The organism is Klebsiella sp. 2019SCSN059, from assembly GCF_021739525.1.
In the GTDB taxonomy this organism is placed as follows: Bacteria; Pseudomonadota; Gammaproteobacteria; order Enterobacterales; family Enterobacteriaceae; genus Klebsiella; species Klebsiella quasipneumoniae.
Map to the genome: position 1 here is coordinate 35,772 of NZ_JAKKOM010000015.1, position 17,703 is coordinate 53,474.

Consider the following 17,703-nt stretch of genomic DNA (forward strand, 5'->3'; position numbering starts at 1 on the left):
CACACACCTCGCAGGAATACGTTATGAAAAATGTTGGTTTTATCGGCTGGCGCGGAATGGTCGGCTCTGTTCTCATGCAACGCATGGTTGAAGAGCGCGATTTCGACGCCATTCGCCCGGTGTTCTTCTCTACCTCCCAGCTGGGACAGCCAGCGCCGTCTTTCGGCGGTAGCACCGGTGGCACGCTTCAGGATGCGTTCGATCTGGACGCGCTGAAGGCACTGGACATTATTGTCACGTGCCAGGGCGGCGATTACACCAACGAGATTTACCCGAAGCTGCGCGAAAGCGGCTGGCAGGGTTACTGGATTGACGCCGCCTCTTCGCTGCGCATGAAGGACGATGCGATCATTATCCTCGACCCGGTTAACCAGGACGTGATCACCGCCGGCCTGAACAACGGCGTAAAAACCTTTGTCGGCGGCAACTGTACCGTCAGCCTGATGCTGATGTCCCTCGGCGGCCTGTTTGCCCAGGATCTGGTGGAGTGGGTCAGCGTGGCGACATACCAGGCGGCTTCCGGCGGCGGCGCGCGTCATATGCGCGAACTGCTGAGCCAGATGGGCCAGCTGCACAACCACGTCGCGGCAGAGCTGGCGGACCCGGCTTCCGCCATTCTGGATATCGAGCGCAAAGTGACGTCGCTGACCCGCAGCGGCGAGCTGCCGGTGGATAACTTCGGCGTACCGCTGGCGGGCAGCCTGATCCCGTGGATCGACAAACAGCTGGATAACGGCCAGAGCCGCGAAGAGTGGAAAGGCCAGGCGGAGACCAACAAGATCCTCGCCACCTCGTCCGTTATCCCGGTAGACGGCCTGTGCGTCCGCGTCGGCGCGCTGCGCTGCCACAGCCAGGCGTTCACCATTAAGCTGAAAAAAGATGTCTCTATTCCGACCGTTGAGGAGCTGCTGGCCGCGCACAACCCGTGGGCCAAAGTGGTACCGAACGATCGCGACATTACCATGCGCGAGCTGACCCCAGCCGCGGTGACTGGCACCCTGACCACCCCGGTAGGTCGCCTGCGTAAACTGAATATGGGGCCGGAGTATCTGTCGGCCTTTACCGTTGGCGACCAGCTGCTGTGGGGCGCCGCGGAGCCGCTGCGCCGGATGCTTCGCCAGCTGGCGTAAGCGCAGGATGAACAGAAAGGGGGTCTTCGAGCCCCCTTTTTTTTTGCGTAATACAAGGAGTAAACGCGGATGTTAGATTTTTCCCCACGGAGGTAACTCAGCCTTGGCTATGCTTTAAGTAAGGAATTCCTTACCTGAAGGTGGGACGGAGCAGAAGGATGCAGAAAGCGCTGCGCCGTTCAGGTCAAAAAAAGTCGCCAGTTACAGGAATGAGCGACACTTACAACAGGATGAAAGCATGTCTAATCATATCGATAGAGACGTGATTAATGCGCTAATCGCCGGTCATTTCGCGGACCCTTTTTCCGTGCTCGGCATGCACCGTACCGACGCCGGGCTGGAAGTGCGCGCATTATTACCCGATGCCACCGATGTGTGGGTTATTGAACCGAAAACCGGACGCAAAGTCGGCAAGCTCGAATGCCTCGACTCGCGTGGTTTCTTCAGCGGCGTTCTGCCGCGGCGTAAAAACGCCTTTCGCTATCAGCTGGCCGTCACCTGGCACGGGCAGCAGAATCTGATTGATGACCCTTATCGCTTTGGTCCGCTGCTGCAGGATCTTGACGTCTGGCTGCTGTCGGAAGGGACCCACCTGCGCCCTTACGAAACGCTGGGCGCGCACGCCGCCACCATGGACGGCGTCACCGGCACCCGTTTCTCGGTATGGGCGCCGAACGCCCGTCGCGTCTCAGTGGTGGGGCAGTTTAACTACTGGGACGGCCGGCGCCACCCGATGCGATTCCGCAAAGAGTCCGGCATCTGGGAACTGTTCGTCCCGGGCGCGCACAATGGCCAGCTGTATAAATTCGAGCTGATTGACGCCCACGGCCATCTGCGGGTCAAAGCTGACCCTTACGCCTTTGAATCGCAAATGCGTCCGGAAAGCGCCTCGCTTATCTGTGACCTGCCGCCTAAAGTCGAACAGCCGGCGGACCGCAAAGCGGCGAACCAGTTCGATGCCCCTGTCTCTATCTATGAAGTGCATCTTGGCTCATGGCGTCGCCATACCGACAATAATTTCTGGCTGAGCTACCGCGAGCTGGCCGACCAGCTGGTGCCCTACGCGAAATGGATGGGCTTCACCCATCTCGAGCTGCTGCCGGTTAACGAGCACCCGTTCGACGGCAGCTGGGGCTATCAACCCACCGGCCTCTATGCGCCGACCCGCCGGTTCGGCACCCGCGATGATTTCCGTTACTTTATCAACGCCGCGCACGCCGCCGGGCTAAACGTCATTCTGGACTGGGTGCCTGGCCACTTCCCGGCGGATGATTTTGCCCTTGCCTCTTTCGATGGCACCGCCCTGTATGAGCACAGCGATCCGCGCGAGGGGTATCACCAGGACTGGAATACCCTGATCTACAACTACGGACGCCGCGAAGTCAGCAACTTCCTGGTGGGAAATGCGCTGTACTGGATCGAACGCTTCGGCATCGATGCTCTGCGCGTCGACGCGGTGGCTTCGATGATCTATCGCGACTATAGCCGCAAGGCGGGGGAGTGGATCCCCAATGAATACGGTGGCCGGGAAAATCTGGAAGCCATTGAGTTTCTGCGCAACACCAACCGCATCCTTGGCGAACAGACGCCGGGCGCGGTCACCATGGCGGAAGAGTCCACCGATTTCGCCGGGGTAACCCGTCCGCCAGCCGGCGGCGGCCTCGGTTTCTGGTTCAAATGGAACCTTGGCTGGATGCACGACACCCTGGATTACATGAAACTCGATCCGGTGCACCGCCGCTTCCATCACGACAAAATGACCTTCGGCATGCTCTACAACTACACCGAGAACTTTGTGCTGCCGCTCTCCCACGATGAAGTGGTGCACGGCAAAAAATCGATTCTCGACCGCATGCCGGGGGACGCCTGGCAGAAGTTCGCCAACCTGCGCGCCTACTACGGCTGGCTGTTCGCCTTCCCCGGGAAAAAGCTGCTGTTTATGGGCAATGAGTTCGCCCAGGGCCGCGAGTGGAACCACGACGGCAGCCTCGACTGGCATCTGCTGGAGGGCGGCGACAACTGGCACCACGGCGTCCAGCGGCTGGTGCGCGACCTGAACCATACCTATCGCCACCATAAGGCGCTGCACGAGCTGGACTTTGACCCGTACGGCTTCGAATGGCTGGTGGTGGACGACCACGAGCGCTCAGTGTTTGTCTTTGTGCGCCGCGACCGGGCGGGGAACGAGATTATCGTCGCCAGCAACTTCACGCCGGTGCCGCGCCACGACTACCGCTTCGGCATCAACCAGCCGGGCCGCTGGCGCGAGGCGTTGAATACCGACTCAATGCACTATCACGGCAGCAACCAGGGCAACGGCGGGGTGGTGGAAAGCGATGCCATCCCCAGCCACGGTCGCGAACATTCGCTGTCCCTGACCCTGCCGCCGCTGGCGACGATCTGGCTGGTCCGGGAGGCGCAATGACCAACCTCGCGGCAGGCAAGCCTGCGCCGTTGGGCGCCAGCTATGACGGCAAGGGGGTGAACTTCGCCCTCTTCTCCGCCCACGCGGAGCGGGTGGAGCTGTGCGTGTTCGACGAGCAGGGCAACGAGCAACGCTTCGATCTCCCGGCGCGCAGCGGCGACATCTGGCACGGCTGGCTGGCTGCCGTCGGGCCGGGCCTGCGCTACGGCTACCGGGTGCATGGCCCCTGGGATCCGGCGCAGGGACACCGCTTTAACCCGGCCAAGCTGCTGCTCGATCCCTGCGCTCACCGGGTTGAGGGCGATCTGCCGGACGACGAGCGCCTGCACGGCGGAATGTGGCAGCCGGATCATCGCGATAGCGCCGCGATAGCGCCAAAATCGCAGGTAGTGGATCTGCGTTACGACTGGCTGGGCGATAAACCGCCGCGTACCCCGTGGGGGGAAACGGTGATTTATGAAGCGCACGTGAAAGGGCTCACCCTGCTTAATCCGCAGCTGCCGGAAGCCATTCGCGGAACGTATAAGGCGCTGGGCCACCCGGTGATGATCGCTTACTTCAAATCGCTGGGCATCAGCGCCCTTGAACTGTTGCCGGTGGCGCAGTTCGCCAGCGAGCCGCGACTGCAGCGGATGGGGTTGAGCAACTACTGGGGCTACAACCCGCTGGCCTGGTTCGCGCTGGATCCGCGCTATGCCAGCGACCCGACGCGCGCCCTGGATGAGTTTCGCGATGCGGTTAAGGCGCTGCACGCCGCCGGTATCGAGGTGATTCTGGATATCGTGCTCAACCATAGCGCGGAAATCGATCTTGAAGGTCCCACCGTCTCCCTGCGCGGAATCGACAACCGTAGCTATTATTGGGTAAGGGAAGATGGCGATTATCACAACTGGACCGGGTGCGGGAATACGCTCAATCTCAGCCACCCGGGGGTAGTGGAACTGGCGCGCCAGTGTTTGCGCTTCTGGGTGGATGAGTGCCATGTCGACGGTTTTCGCTTCGATCTCGCCTCAGTGATGGGACGGACGCCGGAATTCCGCCAGGATGCGCCGCTGTTCGAGGCTATCCGCCACGACAGCGTGCTGTCGCAGGTGAAACTGATCGCCGAACCCTGGGATATCGGCCCGGGGGGCTACCAGGTGGGCAATTTTCCCCCGCTGTTCGCCGAGTGGAACGACCATTTTCGCGATAGCGCCCGCCGCTTCTGGCTGCAGCAAAACGTCTCCCTGGGGGATTTCGCGCAACGCTTCGCGGCCTCCAGCGATCTCTTTGCCCGTGATGGCAAGCCGCCATCGGCGACGGTCAATCTGGTGACGGCCCACGATGGCTTCACGCTGCGCGACTGCGTTTGTTTCAATCAGAAACACAATGAGGCGAACGGGGAGGAGAATCGCGATGGGACTAACAATAACTACAGCAACAATCATGGTATAGAAGGATTAGAAGCTAATTTTGCGGTGATTGAACGGCGACGCGCCAGCGTGCATGCGCTGCTGACGACGCTGCTGCTGGCTCAGGGGACGCCGATGCTGCTGGCGGGCGATGAGCAGGGCCACAGCCAGCACGGCAACAATAATGCCTACTGTCAGGACAACGCCCTGACCTGGCTCGACTGGCGCCAGGCGAACCCGGGATTAACCGCCTTTACCGCGGCGCTGATCCACCTGCGCCGGCGCATTCCGGCGCTCACCCGCAACCGCTGGTGGCAGGAGGGGGATGGCAGCGTCCGCTGGCTTAATCGCCATGCCCAGCCGCTGACTGCCGGGGAGTGGCAGCAGGGGGCAGCGTGTATGCAGATCCAGTTGTCGGATCGCTGGCTGCTCACGCTGAACGCCACCGCAGAGGTGGTCGATATGGTTTTACCCGAGGGGGAATGGCGCGCCGTTCCTCCATTCGCCGGAGAGGATAATCCGGTCATCATGGCTGTCTGGCATGGGCCCGCGCACGGAGTGTGCGTATTTCAAAGGTCGTAAGCCCTGAAGCTTCCGGTTGAACCCGTGGCGGCGGCGCGGCGGGATGAGCAGGAAAGCGGGGGTGTAAAAAGGAGTTAATCATGGTTAGGCTTGAAAAAAACGATCCGCTGATGCTGGCGCGTCAATTACCTATCAAATCCGTGGCGTTGATCCTCGCGGGCGGCCGTGGCACCCGGCTTAAGGATCTCACCATTAAGCGTGCGAAACCTGCCGTTCACTTCGGCGGCAAGTTCCGTATTATCGATTTCGCATTATCTAACTGCATTAACTCAGGGATCCGCCGTATCGGCGTTATTACCCAGTATCAGTCGCATACGCTGGTACAGCACATCCAGCGCGGCTGGTCGTTCTTCAGCGAAGAGATGAACGAGTTTGTCGATCTGCTGCCGGCCCAACAGCGCGTACACGGCGAAAACTGGTATCGCGGCACGGCGGACGCGGTGACGCAGAACCTGGACATCATCAGCCGCTACAAGGCCGAGTACGTGGTGATCCTCGCGGGCGACCATATTTATAAGCAGGACTACTCGCGCATGCTGATCGACCATGTCGAAAAAGGGGCGCGTTGCACCGTGGCCTGCATGCCGGTGCCCATTGAAGAGGCATCCGCCTTCGGCGTCATGGCGGTCGACGAAAACGAAAAAATCATTGAGTTTGTCGAGAAACCCGCCAACCCGCCGGCGATGCCGACCGACCCGACCAAATCGCTGGCCAGCATGGGCATTTATGTCTTCGACGCCGCCTATCTTTATGAGCTGCTGGAGGAAGACGATCGCAACGAGAACTCCAGCCATGATTTCGGCAAAGACATCATTCCGAAGATCACCGAAGCTGGCATGGCTTATGCACATCCTTTCCCGCTCTCCTGCGTGCAGTCCGACCCGAACGCCGAGCCGTACTGGCGCGACGTGGGGACGCTGGAGGCCTACTGGAAGGCCAACCTCGATCTGGCGTCAGTCACGCCGGAGCTGGATATGTACGACCAGAACTGGCCGATCCGTACCCATATGGAATCGCTGCCGCCGGCGAAGTTCGTGCAGGACCGTTCCGGAAGCCACGGCATGACCCTGAACTCGCTGGTCTCCGGGGGCTGCATTATCTCCGGGTCGGTGGTGGTGCAGTCGGTGCTGTTCCCGCGCGTGCGGGTGAACTCATTCTGTAACATTGATTCGGCAGTCTTGTTGCCAGATGTCTGGGTGGGGCGCTCATGCCGCCTGCGTCGCTGCGTGATTGACCGCGCCTGCGTCATCCCGGAAGGAATGGTGATTGGTGAGAACGCGGAAGAGGATGCACGCCGCTTCTATCGCTCAGAGGAAGGTATCGTGCTGGTGACCCGCGACATGCTGCGGAAATTGGGGCACAAACAGGAGCGCTAATGCAGGTCTTACATGTATGTTCTGAGATGTTCCCGCTGTTAAAGACGGGCGGTCTGGCGGACGTCATCGGCGCGCTGCCGGCGGCGCAAATCGCGGAGGGTATCGATACGCGCGTGCTGTTGCCGGCGTTTCCCGATATCCGCCGCGGCGTGGTGGATGCCCAGGTGGTGACCCGCCGGGATACGTTCGCCGGGCGGATCACGCTGCTGTACGGCCACTTTAACGGCGTGGGGATCTATCTGATAGACGCCCCGCATCTCTATGACCGGCCGGGGAGCCCTTACCACGATACCAACCAGCACGCTTATACCGACAACGTTCTGCGCTTTGCGCTGCTGGGCTGGGTGGGAAGCGAAATGGCCAGCGGACTGGATCCGTTCTGGCGCCCGGATGTGGTCCATGCCCACGACTGGCACGCCGGCCTGACGCCGGCCTACCTGGCGGCGCGCGGGCGTCCGGCTAAATCGGTCTTTACCGTGCACAACCTGGCGTACCAGGGGATGTTTTACTCCTGGCATATGAATGATATCGAGCTGCCGTGGTCGTTTTACAACATGCATGGCCTCGAGTTTAACGGCCAGATCTCGTTTCTGAAGGCCGGTCTTTACTACGCCGACCATATTACGGCGGTGAGCCCGACCTATGCGCGCGAGATCACCGAGCCGCAGTACGCCTACGGCATGGAGGGGCTGCTGCGTCAGCGCCATCATGAAGGGCGGCTGTCGGGAATTCTCAACGGCGTTGACGACGGTATCTGGAGCCCGCAAAACGACCTCCTGCTGCCGATGCGCTACGATCGCGACACGCTGGAGGAGAAGGCGGAGAACAAGCGTCAGCTGCAGATCGCCATGGGCCTGAAGGTCGATGATAAAGCGCCGCTGTTTGCCGTCGTCAGCCGTCTCACCAGCCAGAAAGGGCTCGATCTGGTGCTTGAAGCGCTGCCGGGCCTGCTTGAGCAGGGCGGCCAGCTGGCGCTGTTGGGCGCCGGCGACCCGGTGCTGCAGGAAGGGTTCCTCGCCGCCGCTGCCGAACACCCGGGCAAGGTGGGGGTGCAGATTGGCTATCATGAGGCCTTCTCCCACCGCATTATGGGGGGCGCCGACGTCATTCTGGTCCCGAGCCGCTTTGAACCCTGCGGCCTGACCCAGCTGTACGGTCTGAAGTACGGTACGCTGCCGCTGGTGCGCCGCACCGGCGGGCTGGCGGACACGGTCTCTGACAGTTCGCTGGAGAACCTTGCCGATGGTCTGGCGACAGGTTTTGTCTTTGAGGACAGCAATGCGCTGTCATTGCTGCGCGCTATACGTCGCGCCTTTGTCCTCTGGTCGCGCCCATCGCTCTGGCGCTATGTGCAGCGTCAGGCGATGAATATGGATTTTAGCTGGCAGGTTGCCGCGAACTCCTATCGCGAACTTTATCAACGCTTGATGTAATCACTGGAGTCATTGTTATGAATGTACCCTTTAGCTATGCATCACCGACGCTGAGCGTTGAGGCGTTAAAACATTCTATTGCCTATAAGCTGATGTTTATCATCGGTAAAGATCCGGCCATCGCCAACAAGCATGAATGGCTTAACGCCACGCTGTTTGCCGTTCGCGATCGCATGGTGGAGCGCTGGCTGCGCTCCAACCGCGCGCAGCTCTCGCAGGAAGTGCGCCAGGTATACTATCTGTCGATGGAGTTCCTGATCGGCCGTACCCTCTCGAATGCCTTGTTGTCGCTCGGCATCTATGACGATGTGAGCAGCGCGCTGGCGGAGATGGGGCTCGATCTCGAAGAGCTGATCGATGAAGAGAACGACCCTGGGCTTGGCAACGGCGGTCTGGGTCGCCTGGCGGCCTGCTTCCTTGACTCCCTGGCGGCGCTGGGTCTGCCGGGACGTGGCTACGGGATCCGCTACGACTACGGGATGTTTAAACAGAATATCGTCGATGGCCGGCAAAAAGAGTCCCCTGACTACTGGCTGGAGTACGGTAACCCGTGGGAGTTTGAGCGCCACAACACCCGCTATAAAGTGCGCTTCGGCGGCCGCATTCAGCAGGAGGGGAAGAAAACCCGCTGGATAGAGACGGAAGAGATCATTGCCGAAGCCTACGATCAGATTATCCCCGGCTTTGACACCGACGCCACCAACACGCTGCGTCTGTGGAGCGCGCAGGCCAGTAGCGAAATTAACCTCGGTAAGTTTAACCAGGGCGACTACTTCGCCGCGGTAGAGGATAAGAACCACTCCGAAAACGTCTCCCGCGTCCTCTATCCGGACGACTCGACCTACTCCGGCCGCGAGCTGCGCCTGCGCCAGGAGTATTTCCTCGTCTCGGCCACGGTGCAGGATATTCTGAACCGCCACTATCTGTTGCATAAGACCTATGACAACCTGGCGGACAAGATAGCCATCCACCTGAATGACACCCACCCGGTGCTGTCGATACCGGAGCTGATGCGCCTGCTTATCGACGAGCATAAATTCAGCTGGGACGAGGCGTTCGAGGTGACCTGTCAGGTCTTCTCCTATACCAACCATACCCTGATGAGCGAAGCGCTCGAGACCTGGCCGGTGGATATGCTGGGCAAAATTCTCCCGCGCCATCTGCAGATTATCTTTGAGATTAACGACTACTTCCTCAAGACCCTGCAGGAGCAGTATCCCAACGATACCGCGCTGCTCAGCCGGACCTCGATTATCGACGAGTCAAACGGCCGTCGCGTGCGGATGGCCTGGCTGGCGGTGGTGGTCAGCCACAAGGTCAATGGGGTGTCGGAGCTACATTCCCGATTGATGGTGGAGTCGCTGTTTGCCGAATTCGCCAAAATTTTCCCGATGCGCTTTATCAACGTGACCAACGGCGTCACGCCGCGCCGCTGGCTGGCGCTGGCCAACCCGCCGCTGTCGAAAGTGCTGGATGAGCATATCGGCCGCACCTGGCGGACCGATCTGAGCCAGCTTGACGAGCTGAAGCAGCATATCGACTATCCGACGGTCAATCAGGCAGTGCGTCAGGCTAAACTGGAAAACAAACAGCGGCTGGCCAGCTATATTGCGCAGCAGCTTAATGTGGTGGTGAATCCGAAGGCGCTGTTTGATGTGCAGATCAAACGCATTCACGAGTACAAACGCCAGCTGATGAATGTGCTGCACGTCATTACCCGCTATAACCGGATCAAAGCCGATCCGCAGGCGGAGTGGGTGCCGCGGGTGAACATTTTCGCCGGTAAGGCGGCTTCAGCCTACTACATGGCCAAGCATATTATTCACCTGATCAACGATGTGGCGGCGGTGATCAATAACGATCCGCAGATTGGCGACAAGCTGAAGGTCGTTTTTATCCCCAACTACAGCGTCAGCCTGGCGCAGCTGATCATTCCGGCGGCAGACCTGTCGGAACAGATCTCGCTCGCAGGCACGGAAGCCTCCGGCACCAGTAATATGAAGTTTGCCCTTAACGGCGCGCTGACGATCGGCACCCTCGACGGGGCGAACGTGGAGATGCAGGAGCACGTGGGCGAAGAGAATATCTTTATCTTCGGCAACACCGCGGAAGAGGTGGAGGAGCTGCGTCGCAGCGGCTATAAACCTCGCGAATATTACGAGCAGGATGAAGAGCTTCACCAGGCGCTGACGCAGATCGGTACCGGCGTTTTCAGCCCGGCGGAACCGGGGCGCTACCGCGACCTGCTGGATTCGCTGATTAACTTTGGCGACCACTACCAGGTGCTGGCGGACTATCGTAGCTATGTGGACTGCCAGGATCGCGTCGACGAGCTGTATCAACATCCGGAAGAGTGGGCCTACAAGGCGATGCTGAATATTGCCAATATGGGCTACTTCTCTTCCGACCGGACGATCCAGGAGTACGCGAAATACATCTGGCATATCGACCCGGTAAGGCTGTAAGCCAGTCAACGCAACACAACGGGGCCATTTGGCCCCGTTGTTTCATTATTGCGGTTGGATCCGGCCTCAGGCGTTTGCGCAGGCCCGCGCAGCCGGGCGCGTTAAGACGCTAACGACAGCTCAGACTTTCCCGCATGCTGCGCCAGCCATTCGCTGATGCGCGCCTGCTGCTCGCCATTCAGCCACATGCCCTGTTTGGTTCGACGCCAGATGGCGTCATCCAGGCTGCGCACCCATTCATGCTCAACCAGATACTTCAGCTCGGCTTCATAAAACTCATGGCCGAAATCTTCCCCCAGATCGCTCAGGGCGCTTGCTTCCTTGAGGATCCACTCGCTGTTGCTCCCGTAGGTGCGGGCATAATGGCGGGCCAGTGACTCACTGATGAACGGGAAGCGACGGCGCAGTTTTGCCGCGTAGTCGTCGCGGTCGCCGCCGATATCGCCGCCGGGGAGCACCGCGGTTTTGGTCCATGCCGGGCCGATCCCTTTGTAATAGGGGGTCAGTTTTTCCAGCGCATGCTCGGCCAGTTTGCGATAGGTGGTCAGCTTCCCGCCGAAGACGGAGAGCAGCGGCGCCTGGCCGTTCTCATCGTGAATATCCAGCGTGTAGTCGCGGGTGATCGCCTGCGGTGAATCCGACTCGTCATCGCACAGCGGACGGACGCCGGAGTAGGTCCAGACGATATCGTCCCGGCTGAGGGTCTTTTTAAAGTGCGCGTTATAGACGTTCAGCAGGTAATTAATCTCGTTATCATCAATGGCCACCGCTTTCGGATCGCCCTTATACTCGACGTCCGTCGTGCCGATGATGGAGAACTCATCCATCCACGGGATAACAAACACAATACGTTTATCTTCGTTTTGCAGAATGTAGGCCTGCTTCTGGGTATGCACCCGCGGCACCACGATGTGGCTGCCCTTGATCAGGCGGATACCGTAAGGCGAGCGGAGATGCATCCCTTCGTCGAAGAACTGTTTGACCCATGGACCGGTGGCATTGACCAGACCGCGCGCCTTCCAGGTAAACTTCTCGCCGCTATCGATATCTTCCGCTTCCACCACCCACAGGCCGTTCTCCCGTTTTGCCGAGATGGCGCGAGTGCGGGTCCGCACCTCGCCGCCTTTGCGGACGACCATCTGCGCGTTGGCCAGCACCAGGCGGGCATCGTCGACCCAGCAGTCGGAATATTCGAAACCGCGCACAATTTCCGGCTTAAGTACCGATTCTGCGCCAAAACGCAAGCCGGTGGATCCCGGCAGACTGGTGCGTTTGCCCAGATGATCGTACATAAACAAGCCGATGCGGATCATCCATGCCGGACGCAGATGCGGGCGATGCGGGAGACGAAAGCGCATCGGGAAGGCGATATGCGGGGCCATTTTTAACAGCACTTCGCGTTCGGCCAGCGCTTCGCTGACCAGGCGGAACTCATAGTGTTCGAGGTAGCGTAGCCCGCCGTGGATCAGTTTGGAACTGGCGCTGGAGGTGGCGCAGGCGAGATCGCGCGCTTCCAGCATCAGTACGGATAAACCACGCCCGGCGGCATCTGCCGCGATACCGGCACCGTTGATGCCTCCGCCTATCACAATCAGATCTTTGGTTTCCACGTTCTTACCCTCTCACACTTTCGTTTAAGCTCACAAATGCTCGATATCGCTCACTATAGCAAACAAACGCGCTTTTGGTAACATCAAAAAAACATTTTGGAGTGATGGGTGTAACATATTGGCGTTTCTTTACCGCCTGACGGTACACTACAGGGTAAAATTGGGCCGGCCACTGCCCGTCATGACGAGAAAGAGAAGAGAACCATGGAACAGTTTGAATGTATCAACGTTGAAGAAGCGCACCAGAAACTGCATCAGCAGACGGCGGTTTTGGTCGATATCCGCGATCCGCAAAGCTATGCGATGGGCCATACGCCGGGCGCGTTTCATCTGACCAACGATACCCTGGGCGCGTTTATGCGTGACAACGACTTTGACACGGCGGTGATGGTGATGTGCTATCACGGCAACAGCAGCAAGGGCGCCGCGCAGTATCTGCTGCAGCAGGGGTTTGATAAGGTCTACAGCGTTGACGGCGGGTTCGACGCCTGGCATCGCCATTTCCCGGCGGAAGTGGCGCACGGGACGTTTTAACGACTGGCAGGTATACTATCTCCCTTTGTGTGGAATAAGCGATTCGCTGCATGTTAATGATTACCTCTTTTGCCAACCCGCGCGTGGCCCAGGCGTTTGTCGATTATATGGCGACGCAGGGGATTATCCTGACTATCCAGCAGCACACCCAGAGCGACGTCTGGCTGGCTGATGAGAGTCAGGCCGGGCGCGTCAGGGCTGAGCTGGCGCGTTTTCTCGAAAACCCGGCGGACCCGCGCTATCTGGCGGCGAGCTGGCAGTCCGGTCAGACCAACAGCGGGTTGCGCTATCAGCGCTTTCCTTTCTTTGCCACGCTGCGGCATAACGCCGGCCCGTTCACCTGGGCGATTCTGCTGATCTGCATCGCGGTGTTCATCCTGCAAAATCTGCTGGGCGATCAGCCGGTGATGATTTGGCTGGCCTGGCCCTACGATCCTTCGCTGCAGTTCGAAGCCTGGCGCTATTTCAGCCATGCTTTCATGCATTTCTCGCTGATGCATATTCTCTTCAACCTGCTATGGTGGTGGTATCTCGGCGGCGCGGTGGAAAAGCGCATCGGCAGCGGCAAGCTGGTGGTGATCACCGTCATCAGCGCCCTGTTGAGCGGCTTTGTGCAGCACCAGTTTAGCGGCCCGTGGTTTGGCGGGCTGTCGGGCGTGGTTTACGCGCTGATGGGCTATGTCTGGCTGCGGGGCGAGCGCGATCCGCAGAGCGGTATTTATCTGCAGCGCGGGTTGATACTCTTCTCTTTAGTGTGGTTAATTGCTGGCTGGTTTGACGTTTTCGGCATGGCGATCGCCAACGGCGCGCACGTGGCTGGTCTGGCGACCGGCCTGGCGATGGCGTTTGTCGATACCTTGCATGGGCGAAAACGCGCATAAAGACTTACCGACAGGGGTCGGGTAGGCGACATTTTTCCAGGGATATTTCATGAAACAAACACAACGTCATGACGCCATTATCGAGCTGGTAAAAAAACAGGGTTACGTCAGCACGGAAGAGCTGGTTGAGCAGTTCGCGGTCAGCCCGCAGACCATCCGCCGCGACCTGAACGATTTAGCCGAACAGAAAATGATCCTCCGTCATCACGGCGGCGCGGCGCTGCCCTCCAGCTCGGTGAACACCTCCTGGCACGATCGCAAAGCGACCCAGACGGCGGAGAAAGAGCGTATCGCCCGGCGGGTGGCCAGCGAGATCCCGGACGGGGCGACGCTGTTTATCGATATCGGCACCACGCCGGAAGCGGTGGCGCACGCCCTGCTCGATCACAACGATTTGCGGATTGTGACCAATAACCTGAACGTCGCCAACACGCTGATGGTGAAAGAGGACTTCCGCATTATTCTCGCCGGCGGCGAACTGCGCAGCCGCGACGGCGGGATCATCGGGGAAGCCACCCTCGACTTTATCTCGCAGTTCCGTCTCGACTTCGGCATTCTCGGCATCAGCGGCGTCGACAGCGATGGCTCGCTGCTGGAGTTTGATTATCATGAAGTGCGCACCAAGCGCGCGATTATTGAGAATTCACGCCACGTGATGCTGGTGGTGGATCATACCAAGTTTGGCCGCAACGCGATGGTCAACATGGGCAGCATCAGCATGGTCGATGCGGTCTATACCGATGTGCTGCCGCCGGCGGGCGTGCTCAAGGTCATCACCGATAACAACCTCCAGCTCGAGCTGTGCTAAGCGACAACGGCGTCGTCAGACGCCGTATCCCATCATCTTAAGCAACTGCTGGGCATGCTGCACCGCGTCCTGACGGTGGGCGACGCCCAGTTTCTGATACAGGTTGCGAATATGGGTCTTGATGGTGGTGGCCGCCACGTCAAGCTCGCCGGCAATCTGCTCGTTGCTGTAGCCGGAATAGATTAAGCCAAGCACCTGCCATTCGCGCTGGGTCAGCGGGCTGGTGCGGATAAGCTCCGGCACCTCGGGGTGATTCAGCAGCCGCTCGACGAACCCTTCGTCAAAGTGGGCGAATTTGTGGCGATGATGCTGGTTGATGTCGCGCAGAATACGCTGGGCGCGATGCTGCTCCAGCTCCGGCAGGGTGTTCAGCTGGATCAGCTGGCGCAGCTGCTGGGCCATCGCCTCGCCTTCAATCACAAAGTGGTTGATAAAGCCGGTGCGGTTGGCGAGCGTCAGGGCTTCCAGCAGGGCTTTCTGCGCTTCGCTCTTGCGTCCTGCCTGCCAGTACAGCTGGTTGAGCAGCAGCAGGTTGCGGTTGAGATCGCTCATCAAACGCAGTGAACGCGCATTTTCGTTCAGCTCTTCCAGCACCATTTCCGCCGGTTCGAAATCGCCCAGCAGGATCTGCGCGCGGGCAATATTGCGCCACTGGCTCTGCAGGAAGTGGTTATTGGCGAATTCCGGCTTCGGCGTCTGGCGCAGCCAGTTGGCCGCCGCGGTTTTATCGCCGGTCATCTGCCAGTAGATCACCCGCACCTTGTCGGCGTTGGAGACCCAATCGCTGTGGTAGTGACCGTTACCGAGCAGGTTTTCCAGCCGGTTCAGGTGGCTACGGGCATTATCCAGATCGCCGCGCGCCAGCGAGCATTGCACCATCAGCGCCAGGCACTGCAGCTGCTGCTGCGGTTGATAAGTTGAGAGAACCGCCATCCCCTGGCGGGCGCAGGCTTCAGCCTCGTCGAGGCGCGCCCATGCCCACAGCAGCTGAGAGCGGATGCGCAGCAGGAACTCATGCATCGGCAGCTGCTCAAGATGCTGTTCGCGTACCAGATGGAAGGCTTTCTCCTGGCTCTCCCAGGCGGCCTGCAGGAAGCCCTGGGCGAACAGAATTTCGCTTTGCTGAATGATGCTCCACAGGGCGTAATGCCAGACGTCGTGACGGCGGGCCATCTGTTCGGTCTGCTGCATCACGGCGAGAGATTTGGTCAGTTTCCCCTTACAGTGGAGGACTTCGCCATGTACTGAGGTGGCGACGATGCGGCTGTAATAGTTGGCCAGCGGCAGCTCTTCCAGCGCCACCATCGACAGACGTTCCGCTTCGTCCTGGTCGCCGTCGTTAATCGCCACCTGCGCGCGCAGGGCGTTGAAGTCGCCATGCATCGCGGTATCCATTTCGACGCTCATCTCCTGCTCGGCGCGCGCCAGCAGGGTATTGACTTCGCTGTAGCGATGCTGGCTCTGCATCAGCCAGGCCTGCAGCAGGATCAGGCGCGGATTTTCCAGCAGATTTGACCAGGGCAGCGCCGACAGCGACTGCTCCAGCAGACCCAGTTCGCTATGGTTGAACATGCCCCAGGCGTGATTGAGCAAGATATCGCGCAGCATTTTGGCATCGCCGGCCGCCAGCGCATGGTGGATGGCCTCGCTGGGGAAGCCTTGCGCCATCCAGCTCTCCGCCGCGGCGCGGTGGATCTCCGGCAGTTCAACCGCCAGCTCCCACTGACAGCGCTGGCGCAGGAAACTGCCAAACAGCGGGTGATAGCGGAACCATTCGCCGGAATCATCCATCCGCTGCAGGAACAGCCCCTGACGTTCGATCTCCTCCAGCTGCATCTGGCCATTCTCTTCGCCGGTGACGCGCACGATTAACGCGTCGTTCATTGAGCGCAGCAGAGAGCTCTTCAGCAAAAAGTTGCGCGTGCGGGCGTCGACGTTATCCAGCACTTCATCCACCAGATAATCCGACAGATGGCTGGCGTTAATCCCGGCGAGGCGACGGGCGGAGTGTTGGGCGGAGGAGTTATTCTGGCGGGCGGAGAGGGCGATGAGCTGCAGCGCGGTGGCCCACCCGGCGACGTCGTCGCACAGCCGACTGCTGTCGTCGGCTTCGATAGGCGACGTCAGACGACAGTCGAAAAATTGTTTCGCTTCCTGGTGGGTAAAGGCCAGCTGCTGGCTGCCAATCTCCAGCAGCTGATCGCGGACGCGCAGGTTGGCAATGCCCAGCTGCGGCAGGTTCCGCGACAGGACCACGAGGGTCATATTCTCCGGCTGATGGCGCAGGAAAAAGCGCATCGCGTCATGGATCACCGGATTATTGATCAGGTGATAATCATCAATGACGAGGTACAGCGGGCGCTGCCAGTCGGCGAGTTCAATAAACAGCTGCGCAAAAAGAGAGGAGAGGCTGGCGTACTGGCGCTTTTGCACCATCGCTTCACTGGCCGCGCAGTGGTTGCCGGTGGCCTGCTGGATCGCCGCGATCAGATAGCTGGCAAAACGCTCCTGCTGGTTGTCGCCTTCGTCCAGCGAAAACCACCCAAGATCGTTTTTACCTGCGGCCCACTGAGAAATGAGCGTTGTTTTACCGTACCCGGCAGGACTGGTGATCAGCACGAGACGATAATTGTTCGCGCCGGAAAGTTTCGCCAGTAAACGCTCACGAACCACGGTGTGTTCAAGGCGAACCGGACGACTTAATTTGGACGGAATCAACATAGTTCTACATTTCGCTGTGCAAGAGAGAGGTTGCGATTTTTTTTGCGCTTCGTAATTAATATCTAATAAGGTCGGTGATTATGAAATTTATTGCAAGTTATGTCCGAAGTTTATGCTCTTGAATTTGCTCTATGTCACAAATTTCGACATTGGTTGCGAATGGGTAAAAATCGCAGGCAGGACTCGTCCTCAGCGGTTTTTAGCCGGCAGCTGGCGGAGCGGGGAGAGATTTATTTTATATCGGGAGTAGTTGTTTGTTTTTATTAAATTATTGTCAGTGATTTCTTAGAAGTAATCTTTTTTGCGGATTAATGTGATGAAATGTGCTTATTTTCCCGGAGGTCGCA

At 59.2% G+C, this 17,703-nt stretch carries 11 protein-coding genes; 9 read left to right on the forward strand and 2 right to left on the reverse strand.

All coding sequences use genetic code 11. The features are described from left to right. Nucleotides 1–23: 23 nt before the first annotated feature. The 6 genes from asd (at nucleotide 24) to glgP (ending at nucleotide 10,802) form a co-directional block, all read left to right on the forward strand. Nucleotides 24–1,130, forward strand: coding sequence for an aspartate-semialdehyde dehydrogenase (asd, locus tag L2I46_RS16415; RefSeq protein WP_023291215.1), 1,107 nt, complete (start codon nucleotides 24–26; stop codon nucleotides 1,128–1,130). Nucleotides 1,131–1,368: 238 nt separating this feature from the next. Then, nucleotides 1,369–3,555, forward strand: a complete 2,187-nt coding sequence (gene glgB, locus L2I46_RS16420) for a 1,4-alpha-glucan branching enzyme (protein WP_023291214.1) — start codon at nucleotides 1,369–1,371, stop codon at nucleotides 3,553–3,555. Next, the gene (glgX, locus tag L2I46_RS16425; protein WP_048335467.1) at nucleotides 3,552–5,528 is read left to right on the forward strand and encodes a glycogen debranching protein GlgX; all 1,977 of its coding nucleotides are present in this window, start codon (nucleotides 3,552–3,554) and stop codon (nucleotides 5,526–5,528) included. Before glgB ends, glgX begins: the two co-directional genes overlap by 4 nt. A gap of 80 nt (nucleotides 5,529–5,608) precedes the next feature. Further along, nucleotides 5,609–6,904: a glucose-1-phosphate adenylyltransferase gene (gene glgC / locus L2I46_RS16430; protein ID WP_002920566.1), complete on the forward strand. Its 1,296-nt coding sequence runs from the start codon at nucleotides 5,609–5,611 to the stop codon at nucleotides 6,902–6,904. Continuing rightward, nucleotides 6,904–8,337 (forward strand): glycogen synthase GlgA, encoded by a 1,434-nt coding sequence (gene glgA, locus L2I46_RS16435; protein WP_004202133.1) that lies wholly within the window; start codon nucleotides 6,904–6,906, stop codon nucleotides 8,335–8,337. The genes glgC and glgA overlap by 1 nt, the downstream gene beginning before the upstream one ends. 17 nt (nucleotides 8,338–8,354) lie before the next feature. Further along, nucleotides 8,355–10,802: a glycogen phosphorylase gene (gene glgP / locus L2I46_RS16440; protein WP_023291212.1), complete on the forward strand. Its 2,448-nt coding sequence runs from the start codon at nucleotides 8,355–8,357 to the stop codon at nucleotides 10,800–10,802. Between the two features lie 101 nt (nucleotides 10,803–10,903). Here the strand turns inward: glgP and glpD are convergent, their stop codons facing one another. Beyond that, nucleotides 10,904–12,412, reverse strand: a complete 1,509-nt coding sequence (gene glpD / locus L2I46_RS16445) for a glycerol-3-phosphate dehydrogenase (RefSeq protein WP_060589705.1) — start codon at nucleotides 12,410–12,412, stop codon at nucleotides 10,904–10,906. Between the two features lie 204 nt (nucleotides 12,413–12,616). Here glpD and glpE point away from each other — a divergent pair, with 204 nt between their 5' ends. From glpE to L2I46_RS16460, 3 genes are read left to right on the forward strand one after another with little or no spacing between them, the layout of a single operon-like run. Further along, entirely contained in the window at nucleotides 12,617–12,946 is a 330-nt protein-coding gene (glpE, locus tag L2I46_RS16450) for a thiosulfate sulfurtransferase GlpE (RefSeq protein ID WP_023291211.1), read from the forward strand. A gap of 50 nt (nucleotides 12,947–12,996) precedes the next feature. Continuing rightward, on the forward strand, nucleotides 12,997–13,827 hold the full coding sequence (gene glpG, locus L2I46_RS16455; RefSeq protein WP_004151408.1) for a rhomboid family intramembrane serine protease GlpG: 831 nt from the start codon (nucleotides 12,997–12,999) through the stop codon (nucleotides 13,825–13,827). A 49-nt stretch (nucleotides 13,828–13,876) separates the two neighbouring features. After that, on the forward strand, nucleotides 13,877–14,635 hold the full coding sequence (locus L2I46_RS16460; RefSeq protein ID WP_002920548.1) for a DeoR/GlpR family transcriptional regulator: 759 nt from the start codon (nucleotides 13,877–13,879) through the stop codon (nucleotides 14,633–14,635). A gap of 15 nt (nucleotides 14,636–14,650) precedes the next feature. On the opposite strand, the gene malT is transcribed toward L2I46_RS16460, so the two are convergent. After that, nucleotides 14,651–17,356 carry an HTH-type transcriptional regulator MalT gene (gene malT, locus L2I46_RS16465; RefSeq protein WP_023291210.1) on the reverse strand — a complete coding sequence of 902 codons (2,706 nt, stop codon included), beginning with the start codon at nucleotides 17,354–17,356 and terminating at the stop codon, nucleotides 14,651–14,653. Nucleotides 17,357–17,703 lie beyond the last annotated feature (347 nt).